The organism is Pseudoalteromonas sp. MB41, from assembly GCF_020966275.1.
Classification (GTDB): Bacteria; Pseudomonadota; Gammaproteobacteria; order Enterobacterales; family Alteromonadaceae; genus Pseudoalteromonas; species Pseudoalteromonas lipolytica.
The window spans coordinates 1-18,559 of record NZ_JAJJZF010000008.1; the positions used below are offsets into that span (position 1 = coordinate 1).

Consider the following 18,559-nt stretch of genomic DNA (forward strand, 5'->3'; position numbering starts at 1 on the left):
GCAACGCCTTATAGAGCTGATTTAGCTTAGTCACAGCTATAAGGTGAATAACACTGCTAGAGTAAGCCGAGTAAAGGTAAGTAGAAAACGAATGTAATGTGATGACAAGCACGCAAGGTGAAACCTGAGAGTTGCGATGGTACGTGGATACCTTAACCTCGATAAGGAGCCTTGAATACAGTGGATTAAGCCATTCAGGTCTCGGGGTAGCTCCCCACAATAAGGCCGAATATACGTGAACTTGCTATTATCAAATTACACTTTGAATTTTCTTGCCTTACAGGGGGAGTCCATATACGTAACTCGTAACTCGTAACTATTTATTCTGCGCTAAATAATCAAGCACAACCTGATGATGATCTTTGGTTTTAAACTTATCAAACACGTGCTTGATTTTACCATCTTGGCCAACTAAAAAGCTGATGCGGTGAATACCCTCGTACTCTTTACCCATAAACTTTTTGTAACCCCAAATACCGAATGCATCGGCAATGGCGTGATCTTCATCGGCTAACAGATCAAAGTTAAGCTCTTTCTTTGTTTCAAAATTCTTTAGTCGTTTGATTGGATCAGGGCTAATACCAACAACGTGCGTATTGAACTTAGCAAGCTCTGCTTTTTCATCACGAAGGTTTTCAGCTTGCACTGTACAACCAGGAGTTGATGCTTTAGGGTAAAAATAAACCAGTACTTGCTGCTCTTTTAAAAGATCAGCTAAGACAACGGTTTCGTCGTTTTGGTTTTGTAAACTAAAAGCAGGGGCTGTGTCGCCAGCTTGTAGTGGATTAATTTTCTTCATGCTTTGCTCCTTAGCGAATGCGTCTGAATATATAGTCTACGTTCAAACTACGAGAAAGATCTTCAAAGCTCACTTTAAAGTGATCAATATCGACTTCTACAGGGATATTAAACTCTAGTTCGCAGCGCATTTTAAGTTCGTCATTCTCTTCATAGGTATCTGATTTAAGAGAACAAATACTGATATGATTGTCAGCAAAAAAGCGCGTTACTTTGCTTAGTGTTCCCGGTGTGTCAATACCTGTGTATTCGAGGGTGTAACCAGCACAAAATTCACACGCAACATGACTTGCTGTGCGTTTCATCATGGTTAATAAGCCAAGCTCCATGCCTTTTGTAGGCAATGTATGCTCAATGCGGCTAATTGCTGACATATCGCCAGCCAATAACATGATAAAGGTAAATTCGTTGCCCAAAATAGCAATGCGACTGTCAATTATATTGCAATGGCAATCACTCACTAACTGAGTCAATTCGCTAACGATACCGGGTCTATCTTCGCCAATCGCAGTGAGCACTATCTGATGATTTGTAAAAACAGTCATGGAATTTTAAGTACCTAGTAATTAATAATACCAATAGATATAAGCCAGAATAAGCCTTGATTTCACGTGAGTTTAATAACGCACGGCGGCAAAGTTTAACATAATTTACTCAGTTAACGATAGCGACGATTAATTAAGCCGTGAATAAAGTGCGCTCTTTCTTGTTTTTAGGGGCATCAGAAAGTACCATAGTTAAAATTTTGCAAGGTGATAAGCAAACACATACGTTACGCTAACCCAAACCATTCGGGTTTTTTGCATAAAATAAAAAATGTAAAGTTAAAAGTGATTTTACAGTGAACCAAATCGGCATTACCCACTCATATATTTGTTAAAAAAATTAAGGGTTTGCTAAGGAGAAATATCTGTGCAGTATTGGATCTCAAAGGCGCTTGCTGTAAGCGTATTGGTAAGTTTAACTGGGTGCGGTGTATTTACCGATGAAGCACACCATAAACGTAATTATCGTGCTAACGAACCGGTTAAAGCGCCTGAAGGACTTGCGCAACCAGCTCAAGATCCGACTTATAAAATGGAAGTGGCTCAGTACGACAATAATCCTGAAGCGAGAAATTATCGTCCACCGGCGCAAGTGATCACCATTGCACAAGGTAGCTGGGTTGAAGAAGGCGATAAAGACGCACGTGTTTATTTTGATAAAAATGACGGTATCGTTGATTTAGATGAATTTATTTGGGATTCCGTTCACGCGGTACTGAATGAGAGTAATACCCGTGCCGTTAAAGAAGATAAGTTATTAGGCAGCATAGAAACTGATTGGTACACAATCATCAAGCCTGAATATAGCTGGTTTTGGGAAAGCGAAACGGAAGTGTCACAGCAGCGTTTTCTTTTTACAATTGAAGAGAAATCGCATCAGCGTACAGCATCTTTAAATACAAAACTGGTTGATTATAAAAGTGACTCACAAGAATTAACACCGCTTCTACAACAACAATTAGAAGTGCGTGCTTTAAACCAAGTAATCGCTGAGTTTGACTATCGTTATCGTCAACTTGAGGTTGAAATGCGTAAACAACAAGGCATTATTTCGCTTGAAATGGGCTTTGATAACAAAGGTAACGCCGCATTAGTTACTGAGCAAGATTACTTTGTTGTGTTTGATCGTTTTTCTGGTTTCTTAGAGCGTTTATCTTTCACCATTGTTGAAATTGATCAAGAGCGCGGTTTGATCACGGCTGATTACAAAAAGCCAGAGTCAAGCGTGTGGGATTCTATTTGGGGTGAAGAGCTTGCAGAACTGCCTATTGAAGATGGCCAATACCAAATTCTTGTTAGTCGTACCAATGAAGGTGGCACAAGCCTGACTTGGATGGACTCAGAAGGCAATACACTTGAGCCGGGTACAATGAATGACCTACAACAAGCATTAGAAAATGCGCTGCGCCAACGCGGCATCAATATTTAATAATTAAAAAAGTTAAAACCACCACAAAAAGAGCCTAGCCGCTCTTTTTGTGGTTTTTACAGGTTGAAAATATGTCTAACTTAAACGCTGCAAACCGCAGTAACTTGCGAACTTTGTTTACCTTTTTCGTTCCTTCACTTATAGGTGTCTTCTTGTTTATGACGCCGGTACCCATAGGTGAAGCAATGACAATTCCAATTGCTGTTATGGCAAAAGCTGTGCAGGAGTGGATTGCGCCATTTGCATTGGGGTTAATTACCACAATTGTGTGTATCACAGGTGTTATGTCGTTAATAATAAAGTTTTTTAAGCCAAGAGCGCTGTTAAAAATATTTATTATTAAACATTTGTTTGATGTAAGTTGGCTGTGGTTGACTGTGCGTTTGCTCGGTATGGTATTTATTATATTAACGTACACGAAGCAAGGTCCCGAAATGATTATTTCGGGTGATACAGGGGCATTAGTTTTAAACGACCTCCTGCCGGTACTTTTTTCGGTGTTTATTTTAGCGGGTTTACTGCTGCCATTATTACTCAACTTTGGTTTGTTGGAGCTTGTTGGTACGTTACTGACAAAGGTGATGCGCCCTTTATTTGGTGTACCAGGACGAAGCGCAGTTAACTGCGTAGCGTCGTGGCTTGGTGATGGTAGTGTCGGTATTTTAATGACCGCACGCCAATATGAAGACAAGCATTATACACAACGTGAAGCTGCGATTATTGGTACCACATTTTCTGCGGTATCAATTACTTTTTGTTTGGTTGTTATTGGCCAAGTAAAATTAGAACACTTGTTTGCTCCATTCTATTTGACCGTGTGTTTAGCGGGTTTTGTTGCCGCTTTAATTGTTCCGCGCTTACCGCCTTTACGTTTTAAGAAAGATTTGTATGTTGACGGCACAGAACCCGACAAGCATGCAGAGTCAGTGCCAGAAGGGAAAACTCTTATTACGCATTCTCTCGATGTTGCTTTAGCTAAAGCACGCACAGCCCCAGGCGTTGTAGGTACGCTAAAAGAAGGCTTACACAACGCATTTGACATGGTTTTTGCTGTATTACCCGTGGTGATGGCTGTGGGTACATTTGCCCTGATTATCGCTGAATACACTGCCATTTTTGAATACATGGGCAAACCATTTGTGCCATTTTTAGAATTACTGCAGGTCCCTGAAGCAGAAGCAGCGGCGCAAACTATTATGGTGGGTTTTGCCGATATGTTTATACCGTCAATATTAGCGGCGGGAAACATTGAGAGCGATGTCACCCGTTTCATTATTGCTGCTATGAGTGTCACGCAGTTAATTTACATGTCTGAAGTAGGGGCATTGTTATTAGGCAGCAAAATCCCAGTGAATATCGTTGAATTGTTTTTAATTTTTATTTTAAGAACATTAGTAACGCTGCCGGTCATTGTATTGATGGCGCATTGGTTAGTGTAAACTCGTCAGCGCATAATCAAAAAAGCCCTGATCAATCAGGGCTTTTTTGATCATTCTCGTCTTTTTTTTCGGGCTTTTTAAAGTCCATTTTTGCTGCATGTTTTAATAAAGCAAGGTTGCCAATAACAACCCCAAACACGGCCACGACGATTGCAATTTTTTGCCAGGTTTCCATAGGTACACTCAGCTAATTCATCAACCTAGATAGTAGCACTTATATCAATCCGCAAAAATACTTAATCATTTTGAGTGTTCAAACCAGTCGCTACCTGCGTTAAAAATGTCTGATTTACGACTGCATGGATGCAGGAGGTAGATCAATGCAGGAGCAATTGCCGAGAACAACTAAATAACTAAATTTTTGCCTTGTTATCAACGCGGTTTTATTGCCTCAAAATAGATCTCTTAATTAATCACAATGGTATTAAAAGCGTTTTGCATAAGAAAGAGAAATAAAATCAAGTCCAGGGTTTGGGCTTTTGAATCCCGCATTAGAGTAATGTAAATAGCGTAGTGCTAACGAACGGTTATCACCTAAATCAGCAACCAAGCCTAACCTATCTTCAAACTGGTAGTGAGTGCTAACATTTTTTCCTGCAAAGTGGGTGTCATCTAAAATTGAGACGCCTATACCAAACTCAACCGACACCGGTATACCTTTAACATTGAACACGGGGTATTGAATCACGGGTGACATTGCTAACACCACGTTAGTTTGATGATTGTTTTCTTTACCGTATTGCCAAATGTTAAAACTCGATTCGAAGTATAAACGACCGTACTTGAGTGGTAATTTCTCGCTCGGGATATGATATTGGTAGGCTAATTTAATGCCTTTCACGTCGCCTTCACCTTGAATATAATCAATTGCATAACCATGATTTGAAGCTGCATAAAGCGGGCCTGCGACCAAAGCCGTTGCGCAAAGTATGAGGGTTTTTAATTGATGCATTTTTTTCATATCGGTACTTCTCTTTGTGACTGTGAGAATGTAGATAAGGGCAGGGGGTGGCCGTTTTCAATGTGCGAAAATACACAGACGCTGTGCAGGCTCGTGGTTTTAGAAGTAATTATATGAAAATGCTAATAAAAACTGATTGGTGTCATTTTGGCATTAAAAAGGTGTCGTATTGGTTCTTTTTCTTTGGGGTAGTAATCGGTATATTAGCGAAAATTTTTTGATCCAGAAGCACACACAATGACCAGATTAGTTAATTCATTCTTGCTAATTGCAACACTCTTTACGGCCAGTGTAAGCGCCAGTAATGTGAGTTCGCCAAAGCAGTTATTAGAATCAGTAACAGCCGATTTATTTGTTGATATCGCCAATGTGAATGCCAAAGGTGATGCAAGCCCTGAAGCAATGAGCAGTATTGTAGAGCAACGTTTACTGCCACACATGGATATTAAATTTGTATCTTACAAACTGCTAGGTAAGCATATTAAAGGTTTACGCCGCGAACAGGCTGTTGAGTTTATTGCTGCTGTTGAGCACTATTTAACGGTGACTTATGCGGGTGCGCTTATGAAGTACACCGGGCAAAAAGTTATTTTCGATCAATCTCAGTTAGTCGATGGTGAATATGCAACAGTGAAAACGCAAATTGTTGACGATAATGCCCCAGCCATTGATTTACACTTTAAGTTGCGTCAAGGCAAAGACAAGCAATGGAAAGTTTACGATATCGTTGCTGAAGGTATTTCGCTCTTAAGTGCAAAGCAAAAAGAAGTATTGCAACGCATTAGCCAAGTAGGCATCGACCAAGTAACACACGAATTAGCCAGTAAATAAGTTTATATAGTCTCCAACCAAGCAGTGTGCTCCGTGTGTGTGCCACTGCTTTTCTATTTTCTTTAAAAATCACCTACTTTGCGCTAGCACCTCGTACCCTCTGTGGTAGAATCAAGCTACTTTTCTTATTAACCTAAGTATCTGTCAAGATACTCGTTTTTTGGTCGCAATATTAAGCTCAGTGTCAGTTATATTTTGTTATAACTGAGTGCTTAATAAGACCTCGAATAATGTGCAGCGGAGTTGTGTTTTTTTAATGGAAAATGTACTGATTTGGCCGAAGGAATACCCGTTACTGATCAAAGGATTAGCTGAGCAAAACGGGGCTTATATTTTAGATGCTTTAGAAGCTTGGCCTGCATGTCGTTCAACAAATGAAGATGACGGTGTGTGCACGACGGTTCTGCCACCTATTTATTACCTTACTTGGTTAACACCGCTTGAGCCTTTTGAAGAGTGCTACTTTCAGCATATTTCTGAGTTTGATGAATCTGCGCAGCACTATATAAATGCAATGAAAACGCATTTTCTAGACAACGATTACACCCCAGAAAGCCTTGTACTTATGCTCTGCCAGCGTCTTGAAAAATACGCCAGTGCATTTGCGCAATCAGCGGTTAAAACACCGATTACACTTATTCACCAGCTATTCAATCGTCGTTATTTTACGGTGATTGAGCATGTGCTGAATCAAGGTGCAAAAATGTCTGCACAAGACGTGCTTGAGCTGTGGACTGAAGTGGATTTTAGAGATCGTCTTAGTGGCTTTATCCCTGAAACGGTTGCTGACCTGGAACACTTAACCAGCCTTGCAGCAGATAAAGTCGCGCAAGGGGAAGACTACTTTACGTTATTGAAGTTGGTCTCGCCAGACGTTGATTCTGTCGCGTTACTTGAGCAAGCTCTGTTAGCGCATTTAAGTCATGAAAGTGCAAAGCAAACAATGGCAAAGCGCTTTATTGAGCAAGGGGCAACAGGCACACTTGCTGACGAAAACGGTAAAACTGCGTTTATGTGGGCGATAGAAAAAGGCTACGTAAATGTTGTTGAAACGATACTCGAACATCAAGATAAAACGCGACAAGATAACAAAGGTAATACCGCATTACATTATGCCGTGTTTGCCCAAAGTGAACCTTTGTTAGTGTTTTTGTTAAAATCGGGGTTTGATTTTCGAGTCCGTAATAACGAAGGTTTAAGTTGTTATCGCTTAGCGGTCAGTATAAAAGCAGATAACTTGGTAAAATGCCTAGAGCGCGATTTTGGGATTAAAGAACTTTCACCAGAAGGGCAGTTCGAACGTGTGAAAAAAGTGCATTTGCTGCATGCCATCGTCACTTTGCTTTTCCCTGTGCAGTTGTTCTTCTTTTTTGATGATAGCATTGCTATAAAAAGTGAATTAACGCTGAGCTTTACCTTGCTTGCCATCATGTGCTTTTTCTTTGCAACGAGCTTAAAGCGTTGCGCGCTTTACCCACATTTACGCCACCCTTGGGGACTCTTTCTACTGCGTATGTTTTCGTTGTTTAGTTTGGTCGCACAAGTTGGTTTGGCAAGCATTGTAGCATTAGCGACACTTTCAGAGCTTGTTTAATACCATTAATTCGTAATAATACTTAATCATTTTGAGGGTTTAACCTGTCGCTATCTGCGTTAAAAATTGCTGATTTACGACTGCATGGATGCAGGAGGTAGAGCAATGCAGGAACCATTGCCGAGAACAACTAAATAACGATTTTTTTGCTTTGTTATCAGCGATGTTTTAGCCTCAACACTGCTCATTTAATTAACCGAATTGAATTGGGATAAGTATAGAAGTGTGGAGTTTCCGCTTTTATTTCAATAAAAAAACGGCAACCTTGGTTGCCGTTTTTGCTATTTTTTAGACTCGCTTTCGTGGGCGGCTTTTTCTTCTGCTAACTCTTCTTTGAGCTTACGAATTTTTAATCCTAACTCTTGCCCTCTATGGCGTGCATAATAAGTGCAACCAATAAACATGAGGCTTGCAAAGGTTAACTCAAGTAACACCCAAATAAGCTGATCTTGGGCTACCCAAAGCAAGGTAAAGCCATGAATAAAATAGAACATGACAATAAAGTTAGCCCATGCGTAGGTGTAGGGCTTGTCTTGAATAATTCCTTTTAATGGCAATAGCAATGGCACAATATAAACAACAAATATAAATGCGTTGCTGTGGCCTTCTCGTGGTGCAATTAAAAATAACCAAATTGGCATTAAAATTAATAAACCAATGTAACCAATTAATGCAAAACGTTGAAAACGCTTTGTAATCGGCTTTTTGGCTACAGGGTGGTTTAACTCAGACTCTGAGCTCATTGTAATTTACTCGCAATCAGTGCCAGACGTTTTCCAACACTCTGACAAATTTTTATTTCGTCTTTACTTAGAACATTGCTGTTATTACTACCCGCGACATGTGTTGCGCCATAAGGCGTACCCCCTGTTTCGGTGCCAAGCAGTTCAGGTACGTCATAGGGAACACCAAGCAACATCATACCGTGATGTAACAGTGGTAATGATAAATTAAGCAGTGTGGCTTCGTTTCCGCCATGCATACTACTTGATGACGAGAAGACACAAGCAGGTTTATCAATCAGCTGGCCTTTAAGCCATAAATCGCTGGTTGTTTCCCAAAAGCTTTTTGCTTGTGAGGCCATCATACCAAAGCGTGTAGGAGTGCCAAACGCAAGGCCATCACAGTTAATCAAATCATCTTTACTGATCACGATGTCGTGCGGTTGACGTTGTACAAACGTACGCAATAAGGCGTTTGCCCCTTGCTGCTCAATAGCATCGCAAATCTCATGGGCCATGGCTTCTAAAGAACCATGGCTTGAGTGGTATAAAACAACAATATTGGTTGTCATTAAAGCACGCTTAATACGTTTTCAGGTGGACGACCTAGGGCCGCTTTGTTGTTATTTATAACAATTGGACGCTCAATTAATTTAGGATTAGCAACCATTGCAGCACGCAGTTTGCTTTCATCTTGCTCGTTCTTTAAATCAAGTTCTTTATAGATATCTTCTTTGGTGCGCATTAATTCTCGCACAGAAGAAAAACCAAGCTGGTCTACAAGCGTTGCGATTTGCGCTTCATCTAGTGGCGTTTTTAAGTATTCAACCACGGTAGGTTGTACGTTATTGCTTTCGAGTAGGGCAAGTGTCTCACGTGACTTTGAACAACGTGGGTTATGATAAATAGTAACAGACATGGTGTGTTCTCTAAATTTATGAATTTGGTTTATTTTAGGGCAAGCGTGGCGAGACTTAAAGTCTCGCTAGTTCTTTTTGCAGTTGACGATATTGTGTTAGAAGTGCTTTTAAGCGTTGTTGCTTAACGAGCTCTTCAGGCTCAACAAAATTAAGCGCTTTTTGAATTTCGTCAGCGGCTTTTAAATAGGCTCCATACTGGGCAAGTACATCGGCATTTGCTTCATGATATGACGCCATATTTTCTTGTTTTTTATAAACAGAGGCAATTAATTGCTTCCCTAAGTTATGTTCTGGCTTTGCTAATAAAAACGATTTTAAAATACGCTCAGCGAGTTCGTATTGTTCCGCTTCAATTGCTGCATTTGCGTAGTTTAGGGTAATTACTTGATTGTTTGGCCTATCAACATCCAGTTTTGCTAAATACGTCACAGCCTCAGCGGCTTTGCCTTGCGCAATAAGTAAATCAGTGTGGGTGTCGATATAAAATAGGTTTTTAGGGTCTTCCTTCAGTAAAGGCTCAAGAATATTGGCTGCTTCATCCAGCTTTTTTTGATCTAACAAACTAATGCCTAATCCGTATTTCAGTGCGGTGTTGTGTACGGTATTTTCACGCATTAACTTACGAAATAAGTCTTCAGCAGCTTTTGATTTCTGGTAATAGCGAGCAATAACTCGGCTTTTTGCTAAATTGAACTCGAGGCTGTCTTCGAAATGTTTTTTTGGATATTGCTCGGCACGTAGGCGAACATCAGACACCCTGCTTTCAGGTAATGGGTGAGTTAACAAAAACGCCGGTGGCTTATACTTGTAACGAATTTGTGCAGCCAGTTTAGTTAAAAATTCACTCGATTGGCGCGGATCGAAGCCGGCATTATTGAGTGTTTGCATACCAATACGGTCAGCCTCTTGTTCTGCAGCTCGGCTGTGTGTTAGTTGGCTAAATGCCGCTTGTGTTTGGTTAGCTGAAATAATAGCAATACCGGCATCGGGAGCAACGACGGTTGCTAAAATACCAGCAATCATACCGGCAATGGTTAAAGCATTATTGTCTTGTTGTTGTTGAATACGACGCGCTAAGTGACGTTGTGTTACGTGTGCAATCTCGTGACCTAGTACCGAGGCAAATTGACTTTCATTATCGGCTTGTGCAATGAGACCCGTGTGTACACCAACATGACCACCGTAAAAAGCAAACGCATTTATTTCGGGGTTGTCGATCCAAAAAAATGAAAAGGGGAAACGCACATCATTGGCATTGGCCACCAATCGACGGCCTAAAGTGGTGAGGTATTCATCAAGTACCGGATCAGATACGACAGGGGATGAGCCGCGAATTTGCATCATCATAACTTCGCCGATTGCTTGCTCTTTTTCAATCGGCAATGCTTGCAGTGCTGAGGTACCTAAATCTGGAAGCTTAAAATTTGTTTGTGCCTTCAACGGCTCACTATGCAGTATCGAAAACGTTAATAATGCACTGCATAGTGTAATAAAGGCTGATTTTATTCGCATTTTATTCCTTGTTGATTTGTTCACCTAGCATGACTTTGGCTATATCAATTTCGTCGCTGCATGCACGGCTATCTTTTTCGCACAATTGATAGAAATCTTTTATTGTGACTCCATCTAGCTTAACAACGTTCAACTCCCGTTGTAAAAAAGTTATGATTTTATGCACAACTTTATGAGCATGAAGGATCAGTGCTTTATCTGCTTTATCGCCTCGTTCAAAGTAAAATGCAATAAATTTATGTAGCTGATTGATACGAATCAGATTTTTCATAGTATGTGGATCCCACACACGAAACTCCATAAAGCGATTATCTTTAATATACTGATCGACCGTGACATCTTTTGCATAAGGATAAGCCCACAGCTCGAACCCTCGGTCCGTGAAGCTTTGGTGCAAAGCAAGGCGCGGCTTATTATTACACACTATTTCGCCTAATTCTGTTTCGTGTCCATCAAGTATATCAAGATTCCAATTTCGCGGGTCGATAAGCCGCTTTACTGCATTGTCAAAACCATGATCTAAAATACCTTCCGATTCGCTGACCGAAGATGCCACCATGTGATAAAATGGAGGCAATTCCCCCCAGTTTATTTGTTTTTTAAACCAATTAATCTCTTTAAGAGTTGGATTCGCTGGTAATTGCGCTTTATTATGCGAGCCAGGCATCGTGTTTCCTTTACTATCCGGTATCCGATAAGGATAAACTATTGCTTTGCGTGTTTTAAGAAAAAAATGATTTATTGCTCATTATAAAGACTTATTTTTTAATGAGTGCTGTGATCTAATACTTATTATTCATATAAATTACGTAGTTGATTCGTTATGTTGATGTGTGATTTGCGGCCATTTAAATGCCCGCAACAGTTTATTCAGTTTAAATTAGGGTTAAATAAGGCAGTATCTGCCAATCAATCAGTTACTTTTACATTTAATGCTGCTGAGTCGAGTGAGGATATGCAGCGATTTTTAGAAAAACATCATTACCATTTTAAAATTGACCTAAAATTAGGTGTACTCATTGTGGAGCCAATTCGTGTTTGAATATGTAAAAGCTTGGTACGAAAATAAATTTTCCGACCCCCATTCGGTCACCTTATTGTTGCTGCTAATTGCAACGGTGGCGCTGTTTTACTTTTTTGGCTCTCTTATTGTGCCGGTGTTGGTTGCGCTGGTCATTGCATATTTACTTGATTGGCCTGTTGTTCATTTAGAAAAGCTAGGCATGAAGCGCTTTACGGCCTCTATTTTAGTGATGCTGTTATTTAGCGGTTTGATGATCATGATTTTAATTGGAATGGGGCCTGTACTTTGGCAGCAAACCAGTAATTTAGTGCAAGAAACCCCCTACATGATAGAAAAAGGGAAAGCGCTGCTGCTACATTTACCTGAAGATTACCCCAGTTTAATTACCTCTGAACAAGTTAAGTCGATAGTCAGTAGCGTTGAAGCAAAAGTGATTGAATTTGGTCAACTTGCGCTGTCGGTTTCGTTAACGTCGTTAAAAGATGTGGCTGCTTGGCTTATTTATCTGATTTTGGTGCCACTGTTAGTTTTCTTTATGCTTAAAGACAAGCAAGAATTAACACAAAGTGCTGAACGATTAATTCCAAAACAACGCCGCCTTATTATCCAAGTATGGCAAGAGATGAATCAGCAAATCATGAATTACATTCGTGGCAAGGTGTTTGAAATTTTAATTGTCGGTACTGCTTCATTTATTGCATTTGCGGTGCTTGATTTACGTTATGCAGCATTACTTGGCGTTTTAGTGGGCTTATCGGTGCTTATTCCATTTGTTGGCGCTGCTTTGGTGACGATTCCGGTTGCGGCTGTTGCGCTATTCCAATTTGGTTTAGAGACCCAATTTTGGACAATCCTTATTATTTATGGGGTAATTCAGGCGCTCGATGGCAATGTGTTAGTTCCGCTGTTATTTTCGGAAGCTGTTGATTTGAATCCTGTATTTATAATCGTTGCGGTTTTATTTTTTGGTGGCTTATGGGGATTCTGGGGCGTGTTTTTTGCGATACCGCTGGCGTCGCTTGTTAAAGCACTAATTAATGCCTGGTCATCAAAGCAGGTCGATCTTACTCCTAACTAGCTTAGTATTAAAAGCTATATAAAACGCACTTTACTGACTAATTGATTATTATAATTTACACGTGAAAAATGTAAAATAGGTTATAAGATATATCTTTTAGTAATATGGTGCGTTTTTCATGGCAAATTTTTTTCTTCCAGACGATGCTAATCAGCAGATTTATTTAGATGCAAACGCAACGACACCGGTACTTCCACAAATTGCAGATGTAGTGTCTCATACTATGCAAGTCTGTTTTGGTAACCCATCGAGTTCACACATCACAGGTATTCAAGCAAAATATCTATTAGAACAAACACGAAGCAAAGCACGTGATGTGATTGGGGCGTCTGATGGCGACATATTGTTTACCTCGGGAGCAACTGAAGGTATTCAAACTGCTGTTGTATCGACATTAATAGCGGCAAAAAATCATCAAATTGAAAATCCAGTGTTGCTTTATGGCGCCACAGAGCACAAAGCGGTTCCAAATACACTAAAGCACTGGAACAATGTGCTGGATATTAATGCGCAAGTGTTGGCTATTCCGGTTGATAAATACGGCATTTTAGATCATGAGTTCATCCGCAAGCATGCTGCAAATGCTCTAATGATCTGCACTATGGCAGTCAATAATGAAACGGGTGTGTTTCAAGACTTAGCGGCTATCGAGCAAGTGATCCGCAGTGAAAACACGCGCGTCGCTTGGATGGTCGATTGTGTTCAAGCTTTAGGTAAAACCCGTTTGGCTTTAAGCCAAACCACAATAGACTATGCGCCTTTTTCTGGCCATAAACTGTATGCACCCAAAGGCATTGGGGTGCTATATATTCGTAAAGGCAGTGCATACACTCCGTTTATTGCCGGTGGTGGTCAAGAAAGCGGCATGCGCTCTGGCACAGAAAACTTACCGGGTATTGCTGGCCTGAACGAGTTGTTTTCGTTATTGCTTGATAAAGATAATCACACCTTTAAACCACTAGAGCAGTTACATGCTTTTCGCAAGCAGCTGCATGAAGCACTGATTGATACGTTTGGCAGTATTACGTTTAATCATGAATTTGAGTATTCAGTGCCAACGACATTAAATTTTGCTGTGAACGAATTAACCAGCAAAGAGGTGATGGACTTATTTGATGCTGCGGGTATTCGTGTTAGTGGTGGATCTGCGTGTAGCTCTGGTGCGAATCGCAGCTTTGTACTTGATGCAATGGGCGCATCTGATTGGCAGAGTGAAAATGCAATTCGGATGTCATTTGGTCCAGCGGTAACCGAGCAAGAAATTAATTATGCCTGCGATAAAATCCGTTCGCTTAAACCTATTCTTGAAGCAAATTGCTTGGTGGTTTCGGACAGCACTTCACCTCAACAAGAGGTCTGTGCAATTGGTTTGACTCAATTACGTCATCAAGCAGCGTGTTGTTGGTTATACGTTGATAGCAATAAGCATGCAGTTGTGATTGATCCAATTATTGAGCTGATACCGCGAATGGCTAAAATTGTCGCAACACAAGGTTTGTTAGTTAAAGCTATTTTAGACACACACAAACATCAAGAACGCTTATCTGCTCGCTGTTTACTTGCTAAAGAATTAGCAGAGCAGTACGTAGGCAATGAAACAGACGAATTAGGCTGGCCTGTTAATGATGAAACAATAGCACTTAATACCGCGCGTTTACGTAAAGTCGCGACACCGGGTCACAGCCAAGACAGTGTGAGCTATTTACTCGAAAATAGCCTAACAAATGATGTTAGCTATTGTTTCTGCGGTGATTTAATTCTTCCTGGTGGGTTAGGTAACACAGTAATTAGTGGCAGTGATACGGCACAAATGGTGCAATCATTAAGATCTCTCGCTACGCTGATTGATGATACTACGCTGATTTGCTCGGGACATGATTACCAGCAATGCTTTGCGATGGATTGGCATGCACAAAAAGCGACGACTCCTTTATTAGCGACGTTGCTTAATGGGCAGTTAAGTGAGGCTGAATTTATTGAATTAAAGCAGCAAGCCGATCAACAAAAGCAGCACACAAGTCACCCATTGTGTGGTTACGTTGATGTGCTTGAAAGCTCGCCAATGAAACAGCTTACATCAACGGATGCCAAAGCTATGTTAGGCGATCAAGCAACCTATTTGATTGATACCCGTGAACCTTACGAACATGGTGTGGCTAATCTTGCTGAGGTATTTAATGTTGAGAACGCGAAAGTTATCAATATTCCATTGAGCCGTATGGCAAATGCGATAGTGCAAGGACAACTCGATAAAGCGAAAAATTATATTTTAGTGTGCCGCAGCGGTAATCGCTCAAAGCAGGCTGCAAATAATTTATCGCAATTAGGGTTTGAACATGTTTATAACTTGAATGGCGGACTCGCACTGATCAATTCCAATCAGCAATAATACTTAATTTTTGAGGGATTAAACCTGTCGCGACCTGCGTTAAAAATGCCTAATTTACGACTGCATGGATGCAGAGCAATGCAGAAGCAATTGCCGAGAACATCTAAATAACAACATTTTTGCCTTGTTATCAACGCGGTTTTATTGCCTCAAAATAGGCCACTGAATTAAGCGAATTGGTATTAGCGCGACACAGCACCATTGAGTTATAAAAAACAAAGCCGCTATTTATAGCGGCTTTTGTATAGTTGATGTGTTTTATCAGGAGGCGCTGTTAGGCCCTGAGCTTTCACGTATCACCAACGAAGGGGTGAATGTGGTAATAATGTCTTTATCTTGATTGCGCGCACCACGTGTTTTTCTGAATAACAGGCGCGCTGCATGTTGTGAAATCACATCATTAGCCTGATGCGCGGTTGTTAGTTTAGGCCATGTTTGGCGCGAGAATGGTGAATCCTCGAACCCGGTGATTGATAATTGCTCTGGAATTTCAATTCCCATTAGCCGAGACGCGAACAACGCACCGGCTGCCATTTCATCGTTTCCGCCTAAAAGCGCAGTAATTTTCAGTGGGTTGTTCTCACCAAGTAACGCTTTGGCTCCTTCAACGCCTGATTCAAATGAATATTGGCCTTCATAAACCAGTGCATTGTTGAGCGTGATGTTGTGATCTTTTAGCGCAGCTTGATAGCCTTCTAAGCGCTCAGTGGTTGACTTATGCTCTTTGTCGCCGCATAAAAAGCCAATGTTTTTATGACCAAGCGATAATAAATGAGCAGTAATTTCATACGCAGCTGCATAATCGTTCACATAAATACACGTATCTTGGTCTTCGTCTGTAGGGCGGCCAGATAATACACGCACATAGTGGATACCCATTTCATCGAGCATATCAATAATACTATTTTGCTCGGATAGTGGGGGAGTGAGTACTAAACCAGCTAAACGAGAGCGTTTTATCATGGTCTTAAAATCTGCTTCCATATTGCTGTCTGTGTAGCTACATGGGTGGATTACAAGTTCATAGCCCTCTTCTTTACAACGAGATAAAACCCCATTTTGCATATCGATAACGTAATAGGCATTCGGGTTGTCATACACTAAGCCGACAGTGAAAGAAGATGTACCCGCAAGATTTCGAGCTGCAAGATTAGGTTGGTAGTTAAGCGTATTAACAGCGTCCATCACGATGTCATACGTTTTTTTTCTGACCGATGGCTCTTTATTGATCACTCGCGAAACGGTTTTCATAGAAACACCCGCAAGTTTAGCTACATCATTTATGGTTACTTTCATACGGTTACTTTATAGTTCGTTATAATTGTATTATAATATTACTCGAAAGATGTGCTCCTGCACGCTTTTCTTACTTAAGTACATTAATATTTAATATAAGTTGTTTAGTGTATCTAATGTTCTACCAAATTAGCAGTAAAATAATTGAGATAATTTTTATGATACCGGTGTCAAAAGAGAAAAATTGCGCTATTATCTCGACTATAAAATGTAAAAGTAGAACATTGACAGCGTTGTCATTTTAACTTAGTGTTATTTTACTTCGTGTTTTTAGTTGCTGTCTTTATTCTAAATTAATAAAAAGATAGTTTTAAATCAGTTTGTTGCAAGTTTTTAGGGGATTATGTTTATGAGCAGCCGTTCGCAATTAGCTAGTTGGCAAGCACTGTCAGAAAGTGCAAAGAAGATGAAACAAATTCATCTTAAAAATTTATTTGCCGAAGATAGTGCGCGTTTCGAACAATTCTCTACTCAAATCCCAGGCGTATTATTTGATTATTCAAAGCAACATATTGATAAAACGGTTTTTGAGCAGCTCATTTCATTAGCCAAAGAGTGCAATGTGAGTGCATGGCGTGAAAAAATGTTCAGTGGTGAAAAAATTAATATCACTGAAGATCGTGCCGTACTTCATACCGCTCTTCGTAATCGTGCAAACACGGCTATTGTGGTTGATGGTGAGAATGTGACCGATGCAGTCAACGCAGAACTGGCTAAAATGAAGACCTTTGTAAATAAGGTGCGCAGCGGTGAGTGGCGTGGTTACACTGGCAAAGCAGTGAAAGATGTTGTCGCTATTGGTGTCGGGGGTTCTAACTTAGGACCGCAAATGGCAACTGAAGCATTGGCCGCTTACGCTGACGATACGTTAAACGTGCATTATGTATCGAATGTTGATGGTGTACAGATTGCATCTGTTTTAAAAGAATTAGACGCAGAAACCACGCTTTTTGTGATTTCTTCGAAAACATTTACAACGTCTGAAACGATGACGAATGCTAAAACGGCTGTTGAGTGGTTTTTACAAGCGGCAGAGGCACAAGCGCATATCGCTAAGCACTTTGTAGCAGTCAGCACAAATTTAGAAAAAACAGCTGCATTTGGTATTGCTGATGAAAACGTATTCACAATGTGGGATTGGGTCGGTGGTCGCTTTTCTTTATGGAGTGCGATAGGATTACCAATCGCGTTGTACCTAGGCTTCGACGCGTTTGAAGCGATATTAGAAGGTGCGTTTGAAGTTGATGAGCATTTTAAAAATGCTGACTTTGAAACTAATATTCCTTTATTAATGGCACTTTTAAGTGTGTGGAATACAAGCTTTCTAGGTCATACGTCGCACGCTATTTTACCGTATGATCAAGCACTGCATATGCTACCTGCGTACTTACAGCAAGGTGAAATGGAAAGTAACGGTAAGCATGTTAACTTTGCAGGCGACACTGTACCGTATACAACCGTTCCAATCATTTGGGGTATGACAGGTATTAATGGCCAGCACGCATTTTACCAATGTTTACACCAAGGTAATGTGATTGTGCCAGCTGACTTTATTGCGTCAATTGAGCCGCAAGTGAATGTTGGCAAACACCATGATATTTTATTATCAAACTTCTTTGCACAAACAGAAGCCATGATGGCCGGTGTCGATGCAGAGCAAGTAACAGCAGATTTGACCGCGAAAGGTAAATCTGAAGCCGAAATTGCAGAATTACTGAATCATAAGATTCATCAAGGCAATCGCCCAACAACGTCAATGCTACTAGACAAAGTAGATGCAAAAACAGTGGGTCGTTTAATAGCGCTTTATGAGCATAAGATTTTCTGCCAAGGCATTATTTTAGAAATTTGTTCATTTGACCAATGGGGCGTTGAACTAGGTAAAGGACTTGCCTCTAAAATTGAAGCTGAATTATGTGATGACTCAGTGAGCCATCCTCATGACAGCTCAACCAACGGATTGATCGCTTACTACAAAACACATCGTAAGCAGTAACAGATTCGCAGCATTGCTGCAAAAA

General features: G+C 40.5%; 17 protein-coding genes. 7 read left to right on the forward strand and 10 right to left on the reverse strand.

Annotated elements, in window-relative coordinates:
• Positions 1–316: 316 nt before the first annotated feature.
• Together bcp and LPA49_RS09860 are read right to left on the reverse strand one after the other, a co-directional pair.
• A complete protein-coding gene (gene bcp, locus LPA49_RS09855) occupies positions 317–799 on the reverse strand; it encodes a thioredoxin-dependent thiol peroxidase (RefSeq protein WP_036969646.1) in 483 nt (160 codons plus the stop codon).
• Between the two features lie 10 nt (positions 800–809).
• On the reverse strand, positions 810–1,343 hold the full coding sequence (locus tag LPA49_RS09860) for a glycine cleavage system protein R (RefSeq protein ID WP_036969643.1): 534 nt from the start codon (positions 1,341–1,343) through the stop codon (positions 810–812).
• 367 nt (positions 1,344–1,710) lie between these two features.
• Between LPA49_RS09860 and bamC the strand changes: the two genes are divergently transcribed.
• Positions 1,711–2,772, forward strand: a complete 1,062-nt coding sequence (gene bamC, locus LPA49_RS09865) for an outer membrane protein assembly factor BamC (RefSeq protein WP_230236447.1) — start codon at positions 1,711–1,713, stop codon at positions 2,770–2,772.
• Positions 2,773–2,843: 71 nt separating this feature from the next.
• Complete coding sequence (locus tag LPA49_RS09870; RefSeq protein WP_074988603.1) at positions 2,844–4,211, forward strand: YjiH family protein; 1,368 nt, start codon at positions 2,844–2,846, stop codon at positions 4,209–4,211.
• A gap of 31 nt (positions 4,212–4,242) precedes the next feature.
• Here the strand turns inward: LPA49_RS09870 and LPA49_RS09875 are convergent, their stop codons facing one another.
• Positions 4,243–4,386, reverse strand: a complete 144-nt coding sequence (locus LPA49_RS09875; RefSeq protein ID WP_074988602.1) for a DUF2897 family protein — start codon at positions 4,384–4,386, stop codon at positions 4,243–4,245.
• A 249-nt stretch (positions 4,387–4,635) separates the two neighbouring features.
• The gene (locus LPA49_RS09880) at positions 4,636–5,172 is read right to left on the reverse strand and encodes an acyloxyacyl hydrolase (RefSeq protein WP_065979777.1); all 537 of its coding nucleotides are present in this window, start codon (positions 5,170–5,172) and stop codon (positions 4,636–4,638) included.
• A gap of 237 nt (positions 5,173–5,409) precedes the next feature.
• On the opposite strand from LPA49_RS09880, the gene LPA49_RS09885 reads away from it, so the two are divergent.
• Positions 5,410–6,003: a phospholipid-binding protein MlaC gene (locus tag LPA49_RS09885; RefSeq protein WP_065979778.1), complete on the forward strand. Its 594-nt coding sequence runs from the start codon at positions 5,410–5,412 to the stop codon at positions 6,001–6,003.
• A gap of 256 nt (positions 6,004–6,259) precedes the next feature.
• Positions 6,260–7,597, forward strand: coding sequence for an ankyrin repeat domain-containing protein (locus LPA49_RS09890; RefSeq protein ID WP_036969633.1), 1,338 nt, complete (start codon positions 6,260–6,262; stop codon positions 7,595–7,597).
• Positions 7,598–7,878: 281 nt separating this feature from the next.
• Here LPA49_RS09890 and LPA49_RS09895 read toward each other — a convergent pair whose 3' ends face one another.
• The 5 genes from LPA49_RS09895 to LPA49_RS09915 are packed head-to-tail and all read right to left on the reverse strand — an operon-like array spanning position 7,879 to position 11,418.
• Positions 7,879–8,340, reverse strand: a complete 462-nt coding sequence (locus tag LPA49_RS09895) for a DUF2069 domain-containing protein (RefSeq protein ID WP_036969630.1) — start codon at positions 8,338–8,340, stop codon at positions 7,879–7,881.
• Positions 8,337–8,891 (reverse strand): NAD(P)H:quinone oxidoreductase, encoded by a 555-nt coding sequence (gene wrbA, locus LPA49_RS09900; protein ID WP_036969628.1) that lies wholly within the window; start codon positions 8,889–8,891, stop codon positions 8,337–8,339. The genes LPA49_RS09895 and wrbA overlap by 4 nt, the downstream gene beginning before the upstream one ends.
• The gene (arsC, locus tag LPA49_RS09905) at positions 8,891–9,238 is read right to left on the reverse strand and encodes an arsenate reductase (glutaredoxin) (RefSeq protein WP_230236449.1); all 348 of its coding nucleotides are present in this window, start codon (positions 9,236–9,238) and stop codon (positions 8,891–8,893) included. The genes wrbA and arsC overlap by 1 nt, the downstream gene beginning before the upstream one ends.
• Before the next feature lie 55 nt (positions 9,239–9,293).
• On the reverse strand, positions 9,294–10,751 hold the full coding sequence (locus tag LPA49_RS09910; RefSeq protein ID WP_036969619.1) for a M48 family metalloprotease: 1,458 nt from the start codon (positions 10,749–10,751) through the stop codon (positions 9,294–9,296).
• A 1-nt stretch (position 10,752) separates the two neighbouring features.
• Positions 10,753–11,418: a hypothetical protein gene (locus LPA49_RS09915; RefSeq protein WP_036969618.1), complete on the reverse strand. Its 666-nt coding sequence runs from the start codon at positions 11,416–11,418 to the stop codon at positions 10,753–10,755.
• 367 nt (positions 11,419–11,785) lie between these two features.
• On the opposite strand from LPA49_RS09915, the gene LPA49_RS09920 reads away from it, so the two are divergent.
• Both LPA49_RS09920 and LPA49_RS09925 read left to right on the forward strand, forming a co-directional pair.
• Entirely contained in the window at positions 11,786–12,853 is a 1,068-nt protein-coding gene (locus LPA49_RS09920) for an AI-2E family transporter (protein ID WP_230236451.1), read from the forward strand.
• 118 nt (positions 12,854–12,971) lie between these two features.
• Positions 12,972–15,242, forward strand: a complete 2,271-nt coding sequence (locus LPA49_RS09925; protein WP_230236453.1) for an aminotransferase class V-fold PLP-dependent enzyme — start codon at positions 12,972–12,974, stop codon at positions 15,240–15,242.
• 261 nt (positions 15,243–15,503) lie between these two features.
• Here LPA49_RS09925 and LPA49_RS09930 read toward each other — a convergent pair whose 3' ends face one another.
• Entirely contained in the window at positions 15,504–16,538 is a 1,035-nt protein-coding gene (locus LPA49_RS09930) for a LacI family DNA-binding transcriptional regulator (RefSeq protein WP_230236455.1), read from the reverse strand.
• A gap of 349 nt (positions 16,539–16,887) precedes the next feature.
• Here LPA49_RS09930 and pgi point away from each other — a divergent pair, with 349 nt between their 5' ends.
• Entirely contained in the window at positions 16,888–18,534 is a 1,647-nt protein-coding gene (pgi, locus tag LPA49_RS09935) for a glucose-6-phosphate isomerase (RefSeq protein WP_118844156.1), read from the forward strand.
• Positions 18,535–18,559 lie beyond the last annotated feature (25 nt).